The sequence below is a fragment of the Heyndrickxia faecalis genome (assembly GCF_040267745.1).
Lineage (GTDB): Bacteria > Bacillota > Bacilli > Bacillales > Bacillaceae_C > Weizmannia > Weizmannia faecalis.
In genome coordinates, this window is record NZ_CP158453.1 from 1,079,302 (window position 1) to 1,100,526 (window position 21,225).

Below are 21,225 nucleotides of genomic sequence, written 5' to 3' on the forward strand. Positions count from 1 at the left end.
ACCTTCACCGGAGGGGAAACGAAATGCCAAAAGGCGAAGGGAAAGTGCTGGCGCAAAATAAGAAAGCAAGCCACGATTATTTTATCGAAGAAACATATGAAGCAGGCATTGTCCTGCAGGGGACAGAAATCAAATCGATCCGGGCCGGCCGCGTAAATTTGCGCGACTCGTTTGCCCGTGTGGAAAAAGGGGAAGTCTTTGTCTACGGGATGCACATTAGCCCGTATGAGCAGGGGAACCGGTACAATCATGACCCGCTTCGCCCGCGGAAAATTTTGCTGCACAAGAAAGAAATTGACCGGCTGGCCGGTGTGACAAAAGAAAAGGGTTATGCTTTAATCCCACTCAAAATCTATATTAAAAATGGGTATGCAAAAGTGCTGCTCGGCGTCGCCCGCGGGAAAAAGAATTATGACAAGCGTGAATCCCTGAAGAAGAAAGAAGCCGCCCGCGAGATTGAACGTGCCTTTAAAGCACGCCAGCACTAGAAAAACAGGATGACGGCTCTTTGAGCGAAAAAAAGGGAAAGCGCCGGATTGAAGATTGCGCGCTTCCCTTAAGAAATGGCTTTTTCAATTGAGGGAAAGAGGGGTCTAACGGCTTTTGCCTTGCCATTGTTCCAACTGTTGCATTTGGCAAGTCTAAGACAACTTCTTTTCCATCCTCACCAGGGAGCCTGACTTCCATCTTATAAATTCTCCAGTTGCTGTTTTATTTTTTCCACTTCCGTCTGGCTCAGACCGGTTTTTTCTACAATTAATTGAAGATCCATACCCGCCAGCAACATTTTGATGGCAATTGGAATCGTTTGCAGCAATTCTTTTCTCTCTTCTTCTCTTCCTTCCTCTTTCCCCTTCTTATACCCGCGGTCAAAGTAAGAATTCGGCAGCTTTAATACTTGCTCTGCTTCGTCCGGATCCAGCATTTTAATGTTTTCCATTACTTCCGCCTCCTCTTTTTCGTTCAATTTTAAATAATAATCAAAGAAACCGTGTAACAGCCTCATTTTTGCAGGGTCGAGTTCCATCCGGGCCAGCATCCGCAGAAACTCCAGTTTGACCTGCACCCGTTCTTTTTCTGTATACCCCATTTTGCTTAATAATGCCGCGGCAACAGGGTTGTTGCTCCGGATATAATTTCTCCAATTTTGTTTCATCAGATGAATGGATAAATAGTGAAAACGAAGAATTTCAATGTTGTGGAACGCAAAGGTGTACGTATCAGGGGTTTCTGTTTTCTCCTCATAACTGAACACGGCAATCGGCAATACCGGTTTCCGGTGCCGCAGACTGATCATCATGTAATAACGAAACATGCGTTCAGGAAAAGATTTCTCGTAATACGACTGCGGCTCTACATGGATGAGAATCACCGTGTCTTTCCCTTTTACCTTCGTTTCGGCAAGGATATCAACCCGTTTTTGCTCACCGCCCGGAAAGTCCGTAAACTGTTCCTGCGACAAAAACCGCACCCGGCGGTAGTCGAGATCCGCTGAAAGATCCGGGAAAAACGCCTCCATAAACTCCTGAAAAAAGTTTTGGATCAGCTCCTTAAAAAAACGATCATGCACGTGATAACCGGCATGTTTTTCCATTACCAGTTCCAATGGCAGCACTCCTTTTCTTATTTTTCAGTTTTATTATAAAGGACAAACGTTCGTTTTTCAATACCGGCTTATCTTTTTTTATAAACAAAACCGGCTTTTGCATTGTTTGCCTCCCTGCTTTAAAAACTTCAGACTACCCTGCAGGACGAGCTTTTTTTACCGTTACCGGAATCAAGAAAGTGCCACTGCTTGCAAGTCTTTTAATTGAACTTTACTTTTTTCGACGAACGAAAAATTTTTTCGATTCCATAACCCATAAAGCAAAAATAAGCCCAAAAACGAATGCGTTCATAACCGGAATATCAAGAAAGCGCAGCATACGGAATTTTTCGTAAAAGAAAAAATGGTGCCAATAAAAGCCAAAATTCATTCCTATTACTTGTCCAAATAGAACTCCTGTGAGACTGACTTTGTTTTTTGGAGGTGAAACCCCTTTCTGTTCTAAATGCCAATTGATTTCTTTTGCGCGGTTAAAAGCTTGCCAAAGACAAAAACAGAGTACGGATGGATAAAACATGCCCCATTCATAATTAATCACATGATGCCCATTTTCAAAGTTCTCTTGGAATGCATAAATAATGGCCAAATTCAAACGGGACTGATGGTTAATGGTCAATTCCAAAGCCATAAAAAGAAAACCGAGCAAATAGTCACCGTTATAAAATTGACCAAATCCAGGCAATGCAAAAGACCACAAGAGTGCCGCAACCGGGGACTTATAATTTGTTGGCTTTTCCAAAAAGCATACTTCCTTTATTTCAATTTCTTTTTTGTTTCTTGTTGAGTATGTACGAAACGCTAAAGGATCTACTTTTTATCGTGTTTATCACAAAGAGACTCAATCCAGTGGCCTAAGGCAGCACAAATAGAGCCGATCACCAGCCCATTAATCACTGGCAAATCGAGAACACGCAAACATCCGAGCAACCTGAAAAAAGAGAAGTGCCAGAAGAGGCCAAAGTGGAAACCCGCCAACATGCCGAAAAAGAAACCGGTTAAATGTGTTGCTTTTTTTGGCTTTTTTACCCCCAATGATGCCAATCTCCGGTTAATGGATACCGACTGGTTAAAGGCTTGCCACAGGGAGAAGCAGTAAACGGCAGGAAAAAAATCCCCCACTCGGGATGGAATCGTTCGCTGGCCATGCCAAAATTTCCTTTGAACGCAACGTAAACCGACATATTCAAGTTCGACCCGAAATTGATGACTGCCGTACAAAGCATGAGCAGAAATCCGATAAAATAATCACCGTTGTAAAGCTGCCCGAAGCCCGGAAAGGCAGCCGACCACAGCAGGGCAGAAAGGGGGGACTTATACAGTTTTCTTTCATTCATTATTTTCACCTATGAGGTATTGTATGTATTTTCTGCTGTATCATACTGTCAGGAAAACTCGCACAGTATTTTTTCTAAATTGTCATGACAGGAAATCATTTTCATAATATTCTAATAGGTACAGTGGATCAACTACTAGGACGGTAAAAATGCTGTGAACGATATGATAAAAGCGCAACAGAATTGGAAATGAAACCGATCAAAAAGATAAGGGGTTACCAACACAGTTTTTTCCGCTCTTAATGATATTTCCCTTCATTGGTGGCATCAGCGGTTTAATCCTCGTCAAACGGCGGAATTAAGCTACAGGACCATAACGGCCAGGTTGGTTGCCACTTGGCTTCTTCCTTTTTAAGAAAATAATCATCCCGCTTGCCAAAGACACGAAAGATAGATCAGTGAAGTGTAAATATAGGGTATAGTAAAGAAAATAGCCTCTATGTTATACTTATCCTATCCGCAACAAAGGGGGAAAGACGATGGATGAAATTTTGAAGCAAATTCTTAGTGAACTAAAGGATTTAAAAAGTGATGTCTCCGGTTTAAAGAACGACGTCTCCAGCTTAAAAGCAGGCCAGGATCGATTGGAAAGTGATGTCTCCGGCTTAAAAGCAGGCCAGGAACGCATCGAAACCAAAGTTGACAATCTTACGTTAGAATTACGAAGCAATTTTAAATTTACAAATGATAAACTGGAAGAGCACAAAAAAGTTTTTACTGTTGTTTCAAATGAACTGAAAGGCGTAAAAGGCGATATCGAATTTCTAAGTGGAAAAACCGGCAGGCATGATACTAAAATTAATCATATTTTGAATATGCTGAGAGATTAAAGGACATGCACTCCGCATTTGCCGGATGTTTTTATGTGCGCCTGTTGACCCGCTACCATTCTTTCCGTACGATCGAGATTTTTAATGATTGAGAAAGACCTTCTGAAAAAGCCTCCGAGAATGAATTTTTAACTAGCGGATTACCGACAACGAAAGAAAAGGTGTGGGATATAAGATTGCAATGGATCATGACGTAACAAATCTTCATCTCTTATTCAGCTCATTTGAAAACTAGAAAAACTTTACACGTACGGGAAAATTGATCAATTGCATCTTGCGGAATTCATGTTATAATAGGATATGCAAGACCAGTAATAAGTAAAATCTGAAGCGCCCTTTTATATCGGGGACGTTACGGATTCGACAGGGATAGATCGAGCTCAAGTTGCGAGCCGGGGGGTCGTCCCCGTAACAACGCAACGCCTAAAAATAACTGGCAAATCTAACACTAAACTCGCTTTAGCTGCCTAATAAGCGCTAAGCGGATCCTCCCTCCATCGCCCACGTGGTAGGGTAAGGGTCTCAACTTCAGTGGGATACGCCGGCTGTCCTCCGCCTGGGGACGAAGGAAGAGACCAATCAGGCTAGCGCACCGGACGCCCGCCGATAGGCAGATGGCTGCGCGAAATGCGAATATATCGGCTACGCTCGTAGACGCTTGAGTGGCGATATTTCTGGACGTGGGTTCGACTCCCACCGTCTCCATTTTAAGAAAAATAAAGAACGGGATAAAAAGTCCGTGAACCCTTGATATGACTGGGTTTGCGGGCTTTTTTGTTTTTGTGGAGAATGGGGAAGGAAACAGACGTTTCGGCAAACTTTTTGCATTAATTTTGCATTCCGAATGGCAATGTCTCTATCACGTGAGGTCCACTGATTTTAGCCAGTGCCAATATCCTTATATTATCGAGGAATTTTTTCTTTCTCTCGCTTTATTTGTTTTCATCGAATCTCAAGCATCTTTACAGGGGAAGCAAAAATCATGGCGGTCTATCCACCAGTATTACGGCATGAAAAAAGCGCTTCTCTCCACCATTAAAGCCATTGGAACGGAACGGCGTGCCAAAGTTATTTGGGATACACAGGGAAGCGGAAAAATCTATTCGATGGTATTTTTAGCCGGAAACCTTGTCAAAAGCGAGGAGCTGAAAAATCCGACAATTGCCCAACGCTCGGCAATGCAGTTAAAACAGCCAGGCAGCCAAGTCAGCAGGATTGAAAGTCAATATTAATACGGGACCACTGAAAAAGTCAATCTGAAAATTCAAAATAATTATATGTACAATAAATTGAAAAAAAATACCCCCAGTATTTGGTATAATAAAGTTATACTACAAACCAAAACCAAACTGGGGGTATCTATCATGCTTAAAGAAAAAGATAATCAATTAAGCATCTATTCCATATTATACGATAAAATTCCTGAAAATCATACACTTAAATTATTAAGAGATGAAGTGGATTTTAGTTTTATCAATAAAATGCTTGAAAAAACTTACTGTAAAGAATATGGAAGGCCAGCAAAAGAGCCCGAACTTATGGTTAAAATCTTGGTGTTACAAAAACTCTATGACTTATCTGATGAGAAAGTTATAGAAAATTGCTCATTAAACCTTGCATATATGTATTTTTTAGGAATCAATCCGGAAGACGACCTCCCTCACCCAAGTCTTTTGGCAAAATTTCGTAAAAGTAGATTAGAAGGCAATCTCACTATAGATGAAATTATTATTGAAATCATAAACCAATGCATTGAAAAAGGAATTTTACAAAAGGTTTCTGGTATAACGATTGATTCCACTCATACAGAAGCCAACACCAAAAAATATAGACCGGAACGAGTCATGAAACAATTAGCGAAAAAAATCTTTAAAACCGTTAAAGAAGAAAACGGAGAAATACCAAGTGAAATCAACCAAGAAATCCCTGATTATAAAGAAATAGAAAACCATGATGAAGCTAGAAAAACAATGAAGTCCTATCTTGAAGAAACGGTATCAAAGGTAGAAGAACTAGTTGAACTGGAGAAAGCACCTGAAACAAAAGCACTCGTTAATAATGCGAAAGAAATTTTAGCAGACCCGAAGTTTATGGAGCAAAAAGGGGTACGATCGATTGTCGACCAAGAAGCGAGAATAGGGTATAAAAGCAAAAATGATCCTTTCTTTGGTTATAAAACGGAATTTATGATGACAACAGAAGATCGAATGATTACAGCTGTTCATACTGGTAATGGAGCTTATGTGGATGGAACGAAGTTTGATGAATTATTAGAGTTAACCAAGAAAACGAGAATAAAAATACCAGAAGTATATGGTGATAAAGCCTATTTTAAAAAGCCAATCTTAGACAAAATCTCTGAACTTAAAGCAAAGGCATACATCCCTGTAAGTGAAGCTGCATATCGCATAGACGAAGAAAGATTCAGTTATAACAAAGATTCTGACGAGTGGTTCTGTAGTCAAGGAAACAAAACAATCAAAAAGAAACACTATATAAGAAAATGTGGAAAAGAAACGTATAATTACTATTTTGACAGAGAACAATGTAGAAATTGCCCAATGCGAGAAGTTTGCATAACCGGAAAAACAGTCGGAAAAGTATTAGGGATCGGAATCAACACCCCAGAATTTTATGAGTATAGTCAACAACAGAAATCGGAGGGATTTAAAGAGAAGTATAAAAAAAGAGCATGCCAAGAAGGGAAAAATGGCGAAATGAAGAATTTCCACGGGTTAGATCGTGCCAAATGGTACGGTCTAAAAAGCATGGGCTTACAAGCCAAGCTAACAGCCTTGGCAGTAAATTTAAAGAGGATAGCCGCCATACTATCCTCTAAAAAGGCGAATTATAGCCAAACATTTGTCATTTTTACTAATTTCTATGGTAAAGAGTACCATTTACAGAAAATTTCTTACACTACACAGCAAATTTTACATAAAAAAATGGCTTTTTTCAGTGGTCACTATTAATACTTTTGAACATAAAAATGTGATGAGAACCGTATTGATTTCCAGACCGGAATCCTGCACTATTAAAGTAAGGTTCCAAATTTTTATGATGGGAAAAGGTGGTCATTGACATGGCAGATTTTAAATATGAAATCAAAGAAACAATCGGAACAATTTCTGAATCTCCAAAAGGATGGACAAAAGAACTGAACTTAGTCAGCTGGAACGGAAAGGCGCCGAAATTTGATCTGCGTGACTGGGCGCCGGAACATGAGAAAATGGGGAAAGGGATTACGCTGAATACGGATGAACTGAAGGCGCTGAAGGACTTACTGAATCAGATGGAATTATAAAGGATGCTCTTAAAAGTCTGAAACGTCATTTGGGCGGCTTCTTTTCAGTACGGCTGTCCCGATCCTGCTTTCGGGACAGCCTCAGGATTTTTATTTTGTTAATGAAAGTGCTGGCACAATTTTATCTGCAATCGGGCTACCGATGCCGGTGACGAGATCATAACCGGCTGCTGCGGCATAACCGTTGCTTCCGGTTTGAATATCATGGTAATTCGCAGTATAGCCGCTGCTTCCGGTTGTGCCGGCGGTATTATAAACAGTGCTAAGGACTTGTGCACTTGATAAGGATTGCGTGCGTCCTTCATTTGCCAGTGCGATGAGCGCTCCCCAGGCAGGTGCACTAAAGCTTGTTCCGCCAACTTGGAACCAGCCGGATTGGCCATTGTCTTTTGTGCTGGAGTAGACATAGACACCTGTGTTCGGATCCGCATCAAAAGATACATCCGGGATACCGCGTTTTGCGCCGACGATACTTGTCCAACCGGATTGATAGGAAGGCCGGCTTTCGTAAGTGCTGGTAGCCCCTCCAGAACCTGACCATGCAGATTCACTACCGTACTGGCCAGCGCTGGTCAAATTTAAAGTTGTGCCGCCCACCGCAACAACATTCGGTGAGGATGCAGGCCACGAACTGCCACTCCCGTTATCTCCGGAAGAAGCGAGGTAAGTAATGCCGGTATGATTAAAATGACTGTTATAGGAAGATTCGGTTGAAAATTCTGACCCTCCCCAGCTGTTAGAGACAACGGTTGCTCCATGACTTGTTGCGTAATCTTCTGCTGCCAGTAAATTAGTGATTGAAGCGGATTTAGCAGCAACTACCATAATTTTTGCACTCGGGGCAAGCGCGTGTGCCCATTCAACATCAAGGGCTATTTCGAGCGCCCAACCCTCGTCTTTTTTAGGTTTGCCGCCTGGATAAGCGACTTCAATGTTGGCGCTTGGAAGTCCGAACTGCTGGTCGAACGTGTTGAGGTCGCTGGTAATGGTCGGGCTGCCATACGCTTCGATCAGCGCGATGGTCTGGCCGGCACCTGTCTTGCTTAATTGATCAATGCCGTAAGCCTTTTTGATTTGTGCTGGTGAGTAAACAGTTGAGACAGCATTTGGATGAATCCCGTTTGAGTTGTGTTTGTAATGAAGCGGATGATGTGCAACCCAGCCTTTTACCCTATCGGCTGCTGCTATTGTTTTTGCACTGGCAGTCGTGGCTGTGGCAGCTGTTCCCGCAAATAGCGTAATCGATGCGGCAATAAAGCAAATTTCCAGTTTTTTTACCAGTTTTTTCAACTTGATCCCTCCTGATTTTGTAAGAATGGCAGCAAAAAAGAAAAAAATCCTCACCTCCTTGCTTGAACCTGCTATTTTTGTTGAAGGATGGAAGAATCATAGATTGCGGGGAATACCACGTATCCTGTTGCGGCGGTTTTTTTCTTGTTTCAACATCAATAGTAAAATCAATCTTAGCATGCGAAATATAAAATTATTGACGAAATATTGTGAATTTACATAAAAAATAAAAAATAGTAAAATGTAACTAGTCTATTAGCCTGATGATAGCGCTTTTTTCCCATTCAACGAATCTGTAAAAATCTATACCGAATCCTAATGCTTACAGCTATTGAACTTTTAAAATCTGCCGGCAAGGAATTGAAGCGTATTTTATCAATATATTATGGTTAACACCATGCTTACTTAAAGAACAAATGGGTGAAGAAAAAAACAGAGAAGTGTCTTATAGAAAGATCGTGACCACTGAAAAAAGCCATTTTTTTATGTAAAATTTGCTGTGTAGTGTAAGAAATTTTCTGTAAATGGTACTCTTTACCATAGAAATTAGTAAAAATGACAAATGTTTGGCTATAATTCGCCTTTTTAGAGGATAGTATGGCGGCTATCCTCTTTAAATTTACTGCCAAGGCTGTTAGCTTGGCTTGTAAGCCCATGCTTTTTAGACCGTACCATTTGGCACGATCTAACCCGTGGAAATTCTTCATTTCGCCATTTTTCCCTTCTTGGCATGCTCTTTTTTTATACTTCTCTTTAAATCCCTCCGATTTCTGTTGTTGACTATACTCATAAAATTCTGGGGTGTTGATTCCGATCCCTAATACTTTTCCGACTGTTTTTCCGGTTATGCAAACTTCTCGCATTGGGCAATTTCTACATTGTTCTCTGTCAAAATAGTAATTATACGTTTCTTTTCCACATTTTCTTATATAGTGTTTCTTTTTGATTGTTTTGTTTCCTTGACTACAGAACCACTCGTCAGAATCTTTGTTATAACTGAATCTTTCTTCGTCTATGCGATATGCAGCTTCACTTACAGGGATGTATGCCTTTGCTTTAAGTTCAGAGATTTTGTCTAAGATTGGCTTTTTAAAATAGGCTTTATCACCATATACTTCTGGTATTTTTATTCTCGTTTTCTTGGTTAACTCTAATAATTCATCAAACTTCGTTCCATCCACATAAGCTCCATTACCAGTATGAACAGCTGTAATCATTCGATCTTCTGTTGTCATCATAAATTCCGTTTTATAACCAAAGAAAGGATCATTTTTGCTTTTATACCCTATTCTCGCTTCTTGGTCGACAATCGATCGTACCCCTTTTTGCTCCATAAACTTCGGGTCTGCTAAAATTTCTTTCGCATTATTAACGAGTGCTTTTGTTTCAGGTGCTTTCTCCAGTTCAACTAGTTCTTCTACCTTTGATACCGTTTCTTCAAGATAGGACTTCATTGTTTTTCTAGCTTCATCATGGTTTTCTATTTCTTTATAATCAGGGATTTCTTGGTTGATTTCACTTGGTATTTCTCCGTTTTCTTCTTTAACGGTTTTAAAGATTTTTTTCGCTAATTGTTTCATGACTCGTTCCGGTCTATATTTTTTGGTGTTGGCTTCTGTATGAGTGGAATCAATCGTTATACCAGAAACCTTTTGTAAAATTCCTTTTTCAATGCATTGGTTTATGATTTCAATAATAATTTCATCTATAGTGAGATTGCCTTCTAATCTACTTTTACGAAATTTTGCCAAAAGACTTGGGTGAGGGAGGTCGTCTTCCGGATTGATTCCTAAAAAATACATATATGCAAGGTTTAATGAGCAATTTTCTATAACTTTCTCATCAGATAAGTCATAGAGTTTTTGTAACACCAAGATTTTAACCATAAGTTCGGGCTCTTTTGCTGGCCTTCCATATTCTTTACAGTAAGTTTTTTCAAGCATTTTATTGATAAAACTAAAATCCACTTCATCTCTTAATAATTTAAGTGTATGATTTTCAGGAATTTTATCGTATAATATGGAATAGATGCTTAATTGATTATCTTTTTCTTTAAGCATGATAGATACCCCCAGTTTGGTTTTGGTTTGTAGTATAACTTTATTATACCAAATACTGGGGGTATTTTTTTTCAATTTATTGTACATATAATTATTTTGAATTTTCAGATTGACTTTTTCAGTGGTCCCGAAAGATCTAAAGGACACTGCGTTGATGAAAAAGCAGAGAATTTCTGGATTATTATCTGTCTATACCATCGTAAACTTTGGACTCCATGTACCGAACCGTACGCACGGCGGGGTTATCCAGAAGTCTGGATAAGTGGTGTGAGAGGTCGGCTAATCAAATAATGATTAGCCGACCTACTCGATTACTTTTTTAGCAAACCACGGCTGTCATTCATAGATTAGCAAAGTCTCAAACAGGCCATTTGCATCCAATGACTATCCCATGTGAGTCTAATAAGCTCGATTATGAAGTTGAAATTGCAGTTGTAATAGGCAAGAACGGAAGAAGATGTTTCTGACATCCAAAAATAACCGAAAGTTGACGGTATTGCCTGTCCGGAATTTGACGAGTATAATGTCCTCGTATTTATTCTTGAGAAAGGAAAAGGACATCCCCCATGATGTATAACTGTACCATCAGCTATACGGGGAATGTCCCACCAAAAATAACGATTATGGTTATTGTATCAGATTATAAGCTAATTGAAAATACTCAACTTGGTGTTTTTGGTTAGGGGTGCGGAAAAAGTACCTTCCCCTTGTTGTGGTAAACATATGAAGGTTATTGGGACAAGAGATCGAAAAGCCATTGATAGATCTGGAAAGAAGCATATTTATAATATCAGACGTTTACAATGTGAACAATGCGGAAAGATTCATCACGAACTTCCAGAATTTCTGGTGCCTTATAAAAGATATAAATCGGAATGTATTGAAACGGTTTTGACTAATCGTTCCAATCATGATATTCCGGCAGATGAATCAACACTTTATCGTTGGATAGACTGGTTTTATTTTTATGTAGAATACTGGATCCATTGCCTTGTTTCCATTAAACATCAGACCAAACAAGATGGGGACGACCTGAAAGTTTTGCCCGAAACTTCGGGGACCGCACTCCAAAGATTAGGGCGATTGGTGGGCAATGCCTCCGGATGGCTGGCGCGTGTTGTCCGACCCGTTGTAAATTTTTATTTATGGGTACATACCCGTTCTGCATTCTTGTCCGGCGGGGGTTGATTTACACTCATGGTAGATAAATAGGAAAGGAGTCTATCATGAATGGATCACAAGAAAGCAGATGAAATGGCAGCCCAAAGGTTTTAACTCATTTCTTCATTATTGGCGGATGGATTGGATGCCGGAATTTGGGCCAATCGGTAAATACGGGCCAGGCGCAGGCGGTCCCATAATTCACTTTGTCCGACAAGAATCAGGTATTCAGGAGTAACTGAGCAAATTTTCACAGATGGTTTTCATCATAAAGTACATCTAAATTCGCGGCGAATTCAAAAATCCCTTCTCTTAATCTGAAATCTGCTACAGCCCCCGGCCCTAATATCCTATTTATCGCATTAGCACTTTGACCTTTAATAAAACCATAACCCACCTCTAAATAGGGTTTGCTGAATAAACAAAAATTCCAGATTTGACAAGGATTTTGGCCACTTTTGTCGAATATAAAGTGCAAGGATTTCATAGGGAACACGTAAAAAACCTTGCACTTGGAGGCCGTTACGATGTACAAAAAGACCGAACATCAATTAACTTTTGTAGAAGATTTTTTTCTACCATTCGGTGGAAAATTAAATAAAGAAAATCGCTGGGTCCGTCTTGCTGAATTAATCCCTTGGTGGAAGGCTGAAGAAAAGTATGCCAAGTCCTTCAAGAAAAAATTCAAAGGTGAAAAGGCTTATTCTGTCAGAGTTGCTCTTGGGGCTCTCTATATCAAAGAACGGCTTGGGCTATCTGACCGGGAAACAGTCGAACAGATCACGGAAAACCCGTATCTTCAGTATTTTATTGGGTTGCCTGAATTCCAGGAAAAAGCCCCATTCGATCATTCTCTGATGACTCGTTTTAGAAAACGTTTGGGTGCAAACATCATCAATGAACTGAATGAATGGATTGTTCTGGAAGAACAAGAACGCCAATCGGAAGAAGCATCTAAGGAAAATGACAACGATGATGATCACCATGATGATGACGATCATAGTAGTGGTGATCATCAACCTTCCGGTCCTGCTTCGGAAGAGAATTCAACTGGATCGGCTTCTCCTAAAACGAAGAACAAAGGAAAGCTCATTCTGGACGCAACCTGTGCACCGGCTGATATTGCTTACCCTACTGACCTGGGGCTTTTGAACGAAGCCCGTGAGAAACTGGAGCATATCATTGATGTACTGCATGAACCGCACAAAGGAAAATTACGAAAGCCAAGGACCTACAGAAAAAGAGCCCGCAGGGACTATCTTTCTGTCGCTAAGCAACGCAAAGCTGGAGCCCGGAAAATCCGGAAAGCTGTCGGCAAACAACTTGGATATGTGAAACGGAATCTGGAGATCATTGGAAATCTCATTTCCCAAAGCTCCCTGTCTCTTTTGAGCAAAGATGAATACCGACAACTCCTCGTGATTCATGAACTTTACCGCCAACAGGCAGAAATGTACAAAAAGAAAACATATCGGATTGACCACCGGATTGTGAGTATTTCCCAGCCGCATGTCCGTCCAATTGTGCGTGGCAAGGCAAAAGCGAACGTGGAATTCGGCTCAAAAGTCGCCATTAGCGTTGTAGATGGCTATGCCTTGATTGAGCAACTCGACTGGGAAAATTACAATGAAGGGATCACCCTTAGAGAATCTATTGAGAACTACTACAACCGGTTCGGATTTTATCCAGAAGCGATTTTAGCAGATAAAATCTACCGAAACCGTCACAACCTGGCATACTGCAAATCTCTTGGCATTCGTCTGAGTGGGCCAAGGTTGGGACGCCCATCCAAAACGGAAGACAAAACCTTAGAACGCGTGGCAAGGCAGGATGCCTCTGAACGTAATGCCGTTGAAAGCAAATTTGGCGAAGGCAAGCGCAAGTATGGGCTAGGCCTTATTCGAGCACGCCTTCAGGAGACCAGTGAAACAGTAGTAGCCCTTCAATTCCTTATAATGAATCTGGAGCGGAAGCTCAGGGTTCTTTTTTTGAAATTTTTACACAACACTATTTTATATTTTTTTAACCGTAATTTGGCTTGTATCTGACAGAATCTCATTCGTTCAGCAAACCCTAAATAAAATTGTTTTAAATCGCTTGGAAAACTTAGGTTCATTCTCTGCTCAGCGATTAAAATATCATTTTCCGTTACATTATAAATTTTATGCTTGTACCTATTCATAAATTCAAAATTAGCCAATTTGACCTTTTACCTCCTTGAAAACAGTTTTTCTGACGGCACTCCCTTTCCATGTATGCCAGCTTGGTTTCATTCGGATATTTTGCAAGATGAATATTCCATATTCCACCACGCATGAGGGCCATCAAAGTTATTCTCAATGATATGATGCGCATCATACGTTTGTCCAATACTTCGGACAACTTCACGATTCTTATCCATCATTTCCTCTTCTGGAAATCCATCACGTCCCGTTTTACAACCTTTTTAAATTATGTTATAAAGAGGGTATTCAAAGTTTCTTATTTGGCTACTTCAAAAAGACGGGAGCATAAAAAGATGGAGACGACAACGGAAAAAAAACCGTACGGCACGGTGTTGATCCGTGCGAAAGATATACTGGACTATCTGGAATACCGGGTGGACCCGGTGAGTCTGCAGGAAATTTGCACGGCTTTAAATACGAGCAAATCCACGGTCTTAAAAATTTTAAATACCCTTTGCTCGATTGATTTTGTAAAACGGGATGAAGAGACAAAGAAATATACGCTCGGTACCGCGCTTATCCGTTACGGGGAAACCGCCCGCAAATCTTTTAATATTGTAAACGTGGCGGAAGCGGTGCTCGAAGAACTGAATGACACCATTGGCGAAACCGTCCACCTTGGTATTTATGAACAGGATCATGTGGTGTACGTGAAAAAGCTGAACGGAAAAGGGCAAATCATTTTAAGCTCGCAGGTCGGGCATACGCTGCCGCTGTATTGTTCTGCGATGGGAAAAGCGTACTTGGCTGAACAGAGCGAGAAAGATGTGCGTGATTATTTGTCCCGGATTACGATTGAAAAAAGGACTGAAAACACGATTACGGACCCGGAAAAACTGATTCAAGATCTCCAGGAAGTCAAACAGCGTGGGTATGCAATTGACAACCAAGAAAATGAAAAAGATATTTACTGTATTGCGGTGGTTATCAAGCGGAACGGAAAGATCGAAGGCATGATGAGCGTTAGTGCCCCGCGGTTCCGGATCACAGAAGAAAAGAAGCAAAAAATGATTACAAGCATCTTAGAGGCACGACAAAAAATTGAAAGCAAATTGAATGGCTAATGGAAAAAACTTGTTCCGACACGGGGCAAGTTTTTTATTTTCTCTTTCATGAAATGGTTTACATAGGAGAGAGTGTGTTGTAAAATGAAATTGAATTTATTATTCATAAATAAAGTTTATTATATAGAAATTAAAAGGAGCGTCCACCATGAAAAAAATGCAGACTTTGCAGGCGTTAGAAAAAAATGGAATTGTGGCCGTGCTGCGTGCAGACTCTGTTGAAAAAGCTTTGCGTATTACGGATGCACTGATTGCCGGCGGGATCAAAAGCATCGAACTAACTTTTACCGTTCCGAATGCGGATGTTGCCATCAAAAAATTGACGGAACTGTACCAAGACCGTGATGATGTCCTCGTTGGAGCTGGCACTGTCCTGGATGCCCAGACCGCCCAGACCGCGCAAATGGCCGGGGCAAAATTCATCGTCGCGCCGACATTTGATCCGGAAACGGCTGCTTTTTGTAACCTTTATCAAATCCCTTATATCCCGGGCTGTATGACGGTAAATGAAATGAAAGCGGCCATGCAGGCAGGGGCAGAAGTGATTAAACTGTTCCCGAGCAATATTGTCGGGCCGGCATTTGTAAAAGACGTAAAAGCTCCGCTGCCGCAACTTGAAATCATGCCTTCAGGCGGAATCAGTCTGGACAATATGGGAAATTGGATCAAAGCAGGCTGTAAAATCCTTGGCGTAGGCGGAAGCTTATTGAAACCTGCCGAAACCAATGATTTTGCGAAAGTGACCGAGACAGCAAGAGCGTTTGTGGACAAATATCAGCAACTAACAGAAGCCGTGCATCAGCAATCGAGGGGTCAATATGCCTAAAATTTTAACACTTGGAGAGATTTTGCTGCGCCTTTCCACCTCCCCGGGAGATCTTTTATCCTGCAGCCATTCTTTCAATGTAAACTACGGCGGGGCGGAGGCGAATGTTGCCACAACGCTTGCCAGTTTCGGGCATGACGTTGCGTTTGCGAGCAAAGTGCCGGATTCCCCTTTGGGAGCGGCTGCAGTGAGAAGCCTCCGGGCAAGCGGTATTGATACTTCCCGTCTTCTAATGGGCGGCAACCGGCTCGGCATCTATTTTTTGGAACAGGGGGGCACATTGCGCAATTCCAAAGTGATCTATGACAGGGAAAGTTCCAGCTTTTCACAGATGGATATTGGCGAGTGGGATTTTGAACGGCTTTTTGCGGATGTGGCCCTTTTCCACCTAACCGGCATTACCTTTGCTGTGTCCGAATCATGGAAATATTACGGGCAAATTCTCGTTAAAGCGGCTTTTGACCGCGGCATCCCTGTCAGCTTCGACATCAATTACCGGCCGGCAATGTGGACGATGGAAGAGGCGAGGGCAGCCATTATCCCGATCTTGCCGATGCTCACTTACTGCTGTGCCAACTATCTTGATGCCCGGAACTTCTTTGGCATCGATGCATCGGTGGCTGTGCCCGGCAATATAGAAGCATGTTACCGGGAAATTAGCCGCAAGTACCCGAATCTCCGCGCACTCTATGCGACAGACCGGAACGTCATCTCCCCGACCTGCCATGAACTCCAGGGCATGCTCTGGACTGGCGGCGTTTTTATACAATCCAAGCGTTACCGTATGGAGCAGATCGTAGACCGGATCGGCGGCGGGGATGCCTATGCAGCCGGGATGCTTCACGGCTTCTTAACCGGGATGGATCCGGAAGAAACCGTACAATTTGCGGCTGCTACATCTGTTTTGAAACATTCCGTGAACGGGGATGCCCTGCCGCTTTCAGCAGACGAAGTCCGATCATGGGAAGGCGCTTCCGGCCGGGAAGTCGTTCGGTAAACAGGTGCTCAAAAAAATCAAAAAAACTATTGAATAAATTTGAAAGCGGATTATAATAAGGAGTGTAAGAACAAATAAGAAACTTGATTTCCAAATAGGAAATAAAGGAGGGAGGAATTTGAAAAAATTATCTTATTCATACGTGAAAGACCTGCAACGGTATCCAACCAAAGCCATCCAGTTTGGAGAAGGAAGTTTTCTTCGGGCTTTTGTCGACTGGCAAATTCAGCAAATGAACAAACGCGGACTTTTTCAAGGCGGGGTGACAATTGTACAATCATTGCCACGCGGAAGAGTCGGGCAGCTTGCTGGACAGGACTATTTATTTACAGTCATGCTGGAAGGAATGCAAAATGGAAAAGAAGTCCAATCCCATGAGATTGTTTCATCCGTAAATAACGGGATCAATCCTTATGAAGATTATGACGCTTATTTACAACTGGCACATGATGACAACATCCGGTTTATTTTTTCCAATACGACGGAAGCCGGCATCGTCTATCATGAAGGAGATGCATTATCCGACCGGCCTCCCGTAAGTTTCCCGGCAAAACTGACGGCACTGCTCTATGAAAGATATAAGGCCGGAAAAAAGGGGTTTTACATCATTCCTTGCGAGCTCATTGAAAATAACGGCAAGGCACTGAAAGAAATTGTGCACCGCTATGCGGATGAGTGGAAGCTTGGCGAAGATTTCAGCAGCTGGCTTGAATCAGAAAATACTTTCTGCTCCAGCCTGGTCGACCGGATTGTCCCGGGCTACCCGAAAGACCGCGCAGAAAAACTTTGGGAAGAATGGGGCTATGAAGATACGTTAATTGCAAAAGCAGAACCATTTCTCATTTGGGTGATTGAAGGGCCCAAGGAGCTGGAAGAAGAACTGCCGCTCAAAAAAGCGGGGCTGAATGTCGTGGTCACCGATCATTTAAAACCGTACCGCGACCGGAAAGTATACTTACTAAACGGCCCCCATACAACAATGGCTTGCCTGGCGCGGCTTGCCGGCATTAAAACAGTCGGCGGGGTAATGGAAGATCCCGATTTTTACCGGTTGATTGACCGCGAAATGTTTGCGGAAATCATCCCGTCACTGGATTTGCCAAAAGAAGAGTTGACAAGTTACGCGGCGGAAATTCAGGAACGTTTCAGAAACCCGTATATGGAACACCAGCTGGACGCGATTGCTTTAAACAGCGTTTCAAAATTTAAGGCACGCCTCCTGCCCATATTGGCGGAGCATGTAAAAAGATTCCACAAAATCCCGTCAAGAATTACGTTAGCCTTATCCGGGCTGTTGAAAATTTACGGAGAGCAGGATCATGCCTCTGCTAAAGCGATTGATTTGCCAGATGTTTTGAAAGAGTTTTCAATGGCGTATCACTCCGACCGCTATGTCTGGGACATTTTAAGCAACGAAACCTTATGGGGAATGGATCTGACAAAAATTGACGGCCTGCCCGCTCAAGTTGAAAAAGGCTTACAGTTGATAGAAAAAGAGGGCGTTCGCAGGGCAGTGCAGCAGGCCAACGAGGAGGCATTACCGGTTGAAAAATAAAACCATTCAGCTAAACCCCCGGGATAATGTACTCGTTGCTCTTCAGGATTTAGAGCCGGGTGATGTCCTTACATCCGGGGATAGGGCGATCACCGTAAACGAGGCAATAAAAAGAGGACACAAAATTGCTTTAGAAGATATCGAGGAGAACGCGGACATTATAAAATACGGGTCACCCATTGGACATGCGACAAAAAAGATTGAACAAGGCAGCTGGGTCCATACCCATAACGTGAGCACCAATCTTTCCGGAAAAGTGGAATACGAGTACAAGCCGGAACTGCATCCCCGCACCTTTCCGAAAGACAGCCGCACTTTTAAAGGTTATTTGCGGAAAAACGGAAAAGCCGGGATACGCAATGATTTATACATCATCCCGACTGTCGGGTGCATCAATATGATCGGTGATCTCCTCGTTGACCAATTTAAGGCGAATCACCCTGATAACGGCGCATTTGATGAAATTATTTTGTTTAAACATCCATACGGCTGTTCCCAGCTGGGGGATGATTTGCAGAACACCCGCAAGATTTTAATGGATGCGGCCGCCCATCCAAATGCCGGCGGTGTGCTCATCTTCGGGCTTGGCTGTGAAAACAACCAGCTAGATGAAATGAAGGCACAAATGGGAGAGTTTGATGAAAAGCGCGTAAAGTTTATGATTTGCCAGGATGTTGAAGATGAAGTGGAAACAGGCCTCCAACTACTGGAAGAATTGAATGAAGCTGCAAAAGAGGACAAGCGGACCGATCTGCCTTTATCAGAATTGAAAATTGGATTAAAATGCGGCGGCTCAGACGGATTTTCGGGCATTACCGGCAATCCACTGCTTGGAAGATTTTCAGATTTTGTCATTTCTCAAGGCGGCTCCACTGTTTTAACGGAAGTCCCGGAAATGTTCGGTGCCGAAAAAATGTTAATGGCACGGGCAAAAGATGAAATCGTATTCAATAAAATTGTGAAGCTCATTAATCAATTTAAAGATTATTTTGCTTCTTACGGGCAGCCAATCTATGAAAATCCTTCTCCGGGCAATAAGGCCGGCGGGATCACCACTTTGGAAGACAAATCGCTCGGCTGCACGCAAAAAGCGGGGACATCCGCAGTGGTCGATGTGCTGGAATACGGAGAAAAACTAAAGGAAAAAGGGTTATCCCTCCTTCAGGCACCCGGAAATGATCTTGTTTCCTCAACAGCGCTTGCAGCGGCGGATTGCCAGATGGTCCTGTTCACAACCGGCAGGGGCACACCGTTTGGAACCTTTGTGCCAACTGTGAAAGTATCGACGAACACCGAAATTTATGAAAAGAAAAAGCAGTGGATTGATTTCAACGCGGGACGGCTGCTTGATGAAGAAATGGACGAAGTAGTGGAACAATTTATTTCTTTTATTCTTGAAGTCGCGAGCGGGAAGAAGACGAAAAATGAGATCCGCCATATGCATGAGATTGCAATATTTAAGAACGGCGTTACTGAATAAGCAATTTTTTAACTGAAACAAGAAGGTATAGAAAATGTTCTTAAATCAAGATTTCCTTTTAACAACAAATTTTGCCAAGAAATTATTTCACAACCATGCCGAAAAAATGCCGATTATTGATTACCATTGCCACCTGAACCCGAAGGAAATCTACGAAAATAAAAATTTCAGGGATTTGGCACAGGTGTGGATCAATGAAGGGCATTACGGTGACCATTATAAATGGCGTTTAATGCGCGCAAACGGTGTTCCGGAAAAATATATTACGGGTGATGCTGACCCTTACGAAAAATTTTTAAAATGGGCGGAAACGATTGAAAAATCAGTGGGCAATCCACTTTATGAATGGACGCATTTGGAGTTGCGGCGTTTCTTTGGAATCGATAAGATTTTAAACCGCAAAACGGCACCGGCCATTTGGGAAAGGGCAAATCAATTGCTGGCGACAGATGATTTTAAACCACGGAATTTAATTAAAAACAGTAATGTGAAAGTGGTTTGCACAACAGATGACCCGGTGGATGACCTTCAATACCATAAATTGTTACAGGAATCCGAGACGGAAGATGGTTTTAAGGTGCTGCCGGCTTTCCGGCCCGATAAGGCATTGAATATCCAGAACAAAGAATACGCTGAGTATGTCCACAAATTAGCAACTGTTTCAGGAGTTTCAATCCAAAATTTCTCAGATCTCGTTTCGGCTGTTCGAAACCGAATTGAATATTTCCATGAAAGAGGCGGACGGTTATCCGACCATGCCCTGGATACTTTTACGTATGCAGAAGCGGCGCCGCAGCAATTGGATGCGATCGTTGAGAAAGCGTTATCAAAAGAAGCGTTGGGTTTAAATGAAATCAATCAATATCACACAGCGCTGTTAATAGAACTTATGCGCATTTATCACGAAAAAGGCTGGGTCATGCAATATCACATTCATGCTTATAGGAACTTAAATGGGCCCATGTTTGAAAAAATGGGGCCTGATACGGGGTATGATGCATTGAATGATCGAAGTATTGCAGAATCTTACGGGGAATTATTTGTCCGTGCAGAAAATGAAGATATCATTCCAAAAACGATTCTTTATTCTTTAAACCCGAATGATTGGCTCCCGCTTGTCACAATGATGGGCTGTTTCCAAAAAGATACGGTTCAGAAATTACAGCTGGGATGCGCCTGGTGGTTTAACGATACAAGAAGCGGGATGCGCAGGCAATTGGAAATGTTTGCAGAAGAAAGCCTCCTGCCAAATTTTGTCGGCATGTTAACCGATTCACGCAGTTTCCTGTCATACCCGCGCCACGAATATTTCCGCAGGGTACTATGCGAGCTATTTGGCGAATGGGCAGAACGGGGACAAATCCCCGATGATGAAGAACAGATCGGGAAAATCATTGAAGATATTGCTTACAATAACGCACATCACTATTTTAATTTCTTTGGCTAATATCCTATATAACACTATTTTCAATTGTAGTATAAGAAATATTTAC

General features: G+C 42.0%; 20 protein-coding genes, 1 other RNA gene and 2 pseudogenes. 15 read left to right on the plus strand and 8 right to left on the minus strand.

Annotation, left to right across the window (positions count from 1 at the left end; all coding sequences use genetic code 11):
- The first annotated feature begins 23 nt into the window (after positions 1-23).
- Positions 24-488, plus strand: a complete 465-nt coding sequence (smpB, locus tag ABR335_RS04985; protein WP_017551314.1) for an SsrA-binding protein SmpB — start codon at positions 24-26, stop codon at positions 486-488.
- On the opposite strand, the gene ABR335_RS04990 is transcribed toward smpB, so the two are convergent.
- The 5 genes from ABR335_RS04990 to ABR335_RS05010 form a co-directional block, all read right to left on the minus strand.
- On the minus strand, positions 469-687 hold the full coding sequence (locus ABR335_RS04990) for a hypothetical protein (RefSeq protein ID WP_035190577.1): 219 nt from the start codon (positions 685-687) through the stop codon (positions 469-471). The genes smpB and ABR335_RS04990 overlap by 20 nt on opposite strands.
- Before the next feature lies 1 nt (position 688).
- Positions 689-1,606, minus strand: a complete 918-nt coding sequence (locus ABR335_RS04995) for an Rpn family recombination-promoting nuclease/putative transposase (protein ID WP_350346629.1) — start codon at positions 1,604-1,606, stop codon at positions 689-691.
- 211 nt (positions 1,607-1,817) lie between these two features.
- Positions 1,818-2,345: a hypothetical protein gene (locus tag ABR335_RS05000; protein WP_017550735.1), complete on the minus strand. Its 528-nt coding sequence runs from the start codon at positions 2,343-2,345 to the stop codon at positions 1,818-1,820.
- A gap of 68 nt (positions 2,346-2,413) precedes the next feature.
- Positions 2,414-2,638, minus strand: coding sequence for a hypothetical protein (locus tag ABR335_RS05005; RefSeq protein ID WP_017550734.1), 225 nt, complete (start codon positions 2,636-2,638; stop codon positions 2,414-2,416).
- Entirely contained in the window at positions 2,629-2,940 is a 312-nt protein-coding gene (locus tag ABR335_RS05010) for a hypothetical protein (RefSeq protein WP_035191206.1), read from the minus strand. Before ABR335_RS05010 ends, ABR335_RS05005 begins: the two co-directional genes overlap by 10 nt.
- 479 nt (positions 2,941-3,419) lie before the next feature.
- On the opposite strand from ABR335_RS05010, the gene ABR335_RS05015 reads away from it, so the two are divergent.
- The 5 genes from ABR335_RS05015 (at position 3,420) to ABR335_RS05035 (ending at position 7,074) form a co-directional block, all read left to right on the plus strand.
- Entirely contained in the window at positions 3,420-3,770 is a 351-nt protein-coding gene (locus ABR335_RS05015) for a hypothetical protein (protein ID WP_014097486.1), read from the plus strand.
- A 345-nt stretch (positions 3,771-4,115) separates the two neighbouring features.
- Positions 4,116-4,478, plus strand: a transfer-messenger RNA (tmRNA) gene (gene ssrA / locus ABR335_RS05020).
- Between the two features lie 155 nt (positions 4,479-4,633).
- The gene (locus ABR335_RS05025; RefSeq protein ID WP_230090472.1) at positions 4,634-5,002 is read left to right on the plus strand and encodes a hypothetical protein; all 369 of its coding nucleotides are present in this window, start codon (positions 4,634-4,636) and stop codon (positions 5,000-5,002) included.
- Positions 5,003-5,134: 132 nt separating this feature from the next.
- Positions 5,135-6,742 (plus strand): IS1182 family transposase, encoded by a 1,608-nt coding sequence (locus tag ABR335_RS05030; RefSeq protein WP_434063188.1) that lies wholly within the window; start codon positions 5,135-5,137, stop codon positions 6,740-6,742.
- A gap of 110 nt (positions 6,743-6,852) precedes the next feature.
- A complete protein-coding gene (locus ABR335_RS05035; protein ID WP_014097487.1) occupies positions 6,853-7,074 on the plus strand; it encodes a YdbC family protein in 222 nt (73 codons plus the stop codon).
- Between the two features lie 90 nt (positions 7,075-7,164).
- Here the strand turns inward: ABR335_RS05035 and ABR335_RS05040 are convergent, their stop codons facing one another.
- Together ABR335_RS05040 and ABR335_RS05045 are read right to left on the minus strand one after the other, a co-directional pair.
- On the minus strand, positions 7,165-8,364 hold the full coding sequence (locus tag ABR335_RS05040) for a S53 family peptidase (RefSeq protein WP_014097488.1): 1,200 nt from the start codon (positions 8,362-8,364) through the stop codon (positions 7,165-7,167).
- 542 nt (positions 8,365-8,906) lie between these two features.
- Positions 8,907-10,424: pseudogene (locus tag ABR335_RS05045) on the minus strand (IS1182 family transposase); the annotation flags it as partial.
- Between the two features lie 338 nt (positions 10,425-10,762).
- On the opposite strand from ABR335_RS05045, the gene ABR335_RS05050 reads away from it, so the two are divergent.
- Both ABR335_RS05050 and ABR335_RS05055 read left to right on the plus strand, forming a co-directional pair.
- The gene (locus tag ABR335_RS05050; RefSeq protein ID WP_225620997.1) at positions 10,763-10,891 is read left to right on the plus strand and encodes a fumarylacetoacetate hydrolase family protein; all 129 of its coding nucleotides are present in this window, start codon (positions 10,763-10,765) and stop codon (positions 10,889-10,891) included.
- Positions 10,892-11,093: 202 nt separating this feature from the next.
- Positions 11,094-11,612, plus strand: coding sequence for a DUF6431 domain-containing protein (locus ABR335_RS05055; RefSeq protein WP_225620988.1), 519 nt, complete (start codon positions 11,094-11,096; stop codon positions 11,610-11,612).
- A 229-nt stretch (positions 11,613-11,841) separates the two neighbouring features.
- On the opposite strand, the pseudogene ABR335_RS05060 reads toward ABR335_RS05055, so the two are convergent.
- Positions 11,842-12,021 (minus strand): annotated as a pseudogene (locus tag ABR335_RS05060) (hypothetical protein); the annotation flags it as partial.
- A gap of 91 nt (positions 12,022-12,112) precedes the next feature.
- On the opposite strand from ABR335_RS05060, the gene ABR335_RS05065 reads away from it, so the two are divergent.
- The 7 genes from ABR335_RS05065 to uxaC all read left to right on the plus strand — a co-directional run bounded on the left by ABR335_RS05065 (position 12,113) and on the right by uxaC (position 21,179).
- Entirely contained in the window at positions 12,113-13,633 is a 1,521-nt protein-coding gene (locus tag ABR335_RS05065; RefSeq protein ID WP_350346630.1) for an IS5-like element ISBco3 family transposase, read from the plus strand.
- A gap of 470 nt (positions 13,634-14,103) precedes the next feature.
- The gene (locus ABR335_RS05070; protein WP_014097490.1) at positions 14,104-14,874 is read left to right on the plus strand and encodes an IclR family transcriptional regulator; all 771 of its coding nucleotides are present in this window, start codon (positions 14,104-14,106) and stop codon (positions 14,872-14,874) included.
- A gap of 148 nt (positions 14,875-15,022) precedes the next feature.
- On the plus strand, positions 15,023-15,700 hold the full coding sequence (locus ABR335_RS05075; protein WP_014097491.1) for a bifunctional 2-keto-4-hydroxyglutarate aldolase/2-keto-3-deoxy-6-phosphogluconate aldolase: 678 nt from the start codon (positions 15,023-15,025) through the stop codon (positions 15,698-15,700).
- Positions 15,693-16,697: a sugar kinase gene (locus ABR335_RS05080; RefSeq protein WP_350346631.1), complete on the plus strand. Its 1,005-nt coding sequence runs from the start codon at positions 15,693-15,695 to the stop codon at positions 16,695-16,697. Before ABR335_RS05075 ends, ABR335_RS05080 begins: the two co-directional genes overlap by 8 nt.
- Positions 16,698-16,815: 118 nt before the next feature.
- Positions 16,816-18,252 carry a tagaturonate reductase gene (locus ABR335_RS05085; RefSeq protein WP_350346632.1) on the plus strand — a complete coding sequence of 479 codons (1,437 nt, stop codon included), beginning with the start codon at positions 16,816-16,818 and terminating at the stop codon, positions 18,250-18,252.
- Positions 18,242-19,732 carry a UxaA family hydrolase gene (locus ABR335_RS05090; RefSeq protein WP_350346633.1) on the plus strand — a complete coding sequence of 497 codons (1,491 nt, stop codon included), beginning with the start codon at positions 18,242-18,244 and terminating at the stop codon, positions 19,730-19,732. The genes ABR335_RS05085 and ABR335_RS05090 overlap by 11 nt, the downstream gene beginning before the upstream one ends.
- Positions 19,733-19,766: 34 nt before the next feature.
- Positions 19,767-21,179 carry a glucuronate isomerase gene (uxaC, locus tag ABR335_RS05095; RefSeq protein WP_350346634.1) on the plus strand — a complete coding sequence of 471 codons (1,413 nt, stop codon included), beginning with the start codon at positions 19,767-19,769 and terminating at the stop codon, positions 21,177-21,179.
- Positions 21,180-21,225 lie beyond the last annotated feature (46 nt).

Coding starts and splice junctions, on each gene's coding strand:
- ABR335_RS05075 (WP_014097491.1), top strand. CDS start 15,023: ATGAAAAAAATGCAGACTTTGCAGGCGTTAGAAAAAAATGGAATTGTG.
- ABR335_RS05035 (WP_014097487.1), top strand. CDS start 6,853: ATGGCAGATTTTAAATATGAAATCAAAGAAACAATCGGAACAATTTCT.
- ABR335_RS05030 (WP_434063188.1), top strand. CDS start 5,135: ATGCTTAAAGAAAAAGATAATCAATTAAGCATCTATTCCATATTATAC.
- ABR335_RS05080 (WP_350346631.1), top strand. CDS start 15,693: ATGCCTAAAATTTTAACACTTGGAGAGATTTTGCTGCGCCTTTCCACC.
- ABR335_RS05015 (WP_014097486.1), top strand. CDS start 3,420: ATGGATGAAATTTTGAAGCAAATTCTTAGTGAACTAAAGGATTTAAAA.
- ABR335_RS05070 (WP_014097490.1), top strand. CDS start 14,104: ATGGAGACGACAACGGAAAAAAAACCGTACGGCACGGTGTTGATCCGT.
- ABR335_RS05010 (WP_035191206.1), bottom strand. CDS start 2,940: ATGAATGAAAGAAAACTGTATAAGTCCCCCCTTTCTGCCCTGCTGTGG.
- uxaC (WP_350346634.1), top strand. CDS start 19,767: ATGTTCTTAAATCAAGATTTCCTTTTAACAACAAATTTTGCCAAGAAA.
- smpB (WP_017551314.1), top strand. CDS start 24: ATGCCAAAAGGCGAAGGGAAAGTGCTGGCGCAAAATAAGAAAGCAAGC.
- ABR335_RS04990 (WP_035190577.1), bottom strand. CDS start 687: ATGGAAGTCAGGCTCCCTGGTGAGGATGGAAAAGAAGTTGTCTTAGAC.
- ABR335_RS05065 (WP_350346630.1), top strand. CDS start 12,113: ATGTACAAAAAGACCGAACATCAATTAACTTTTGTAGAAGATTTTTTT.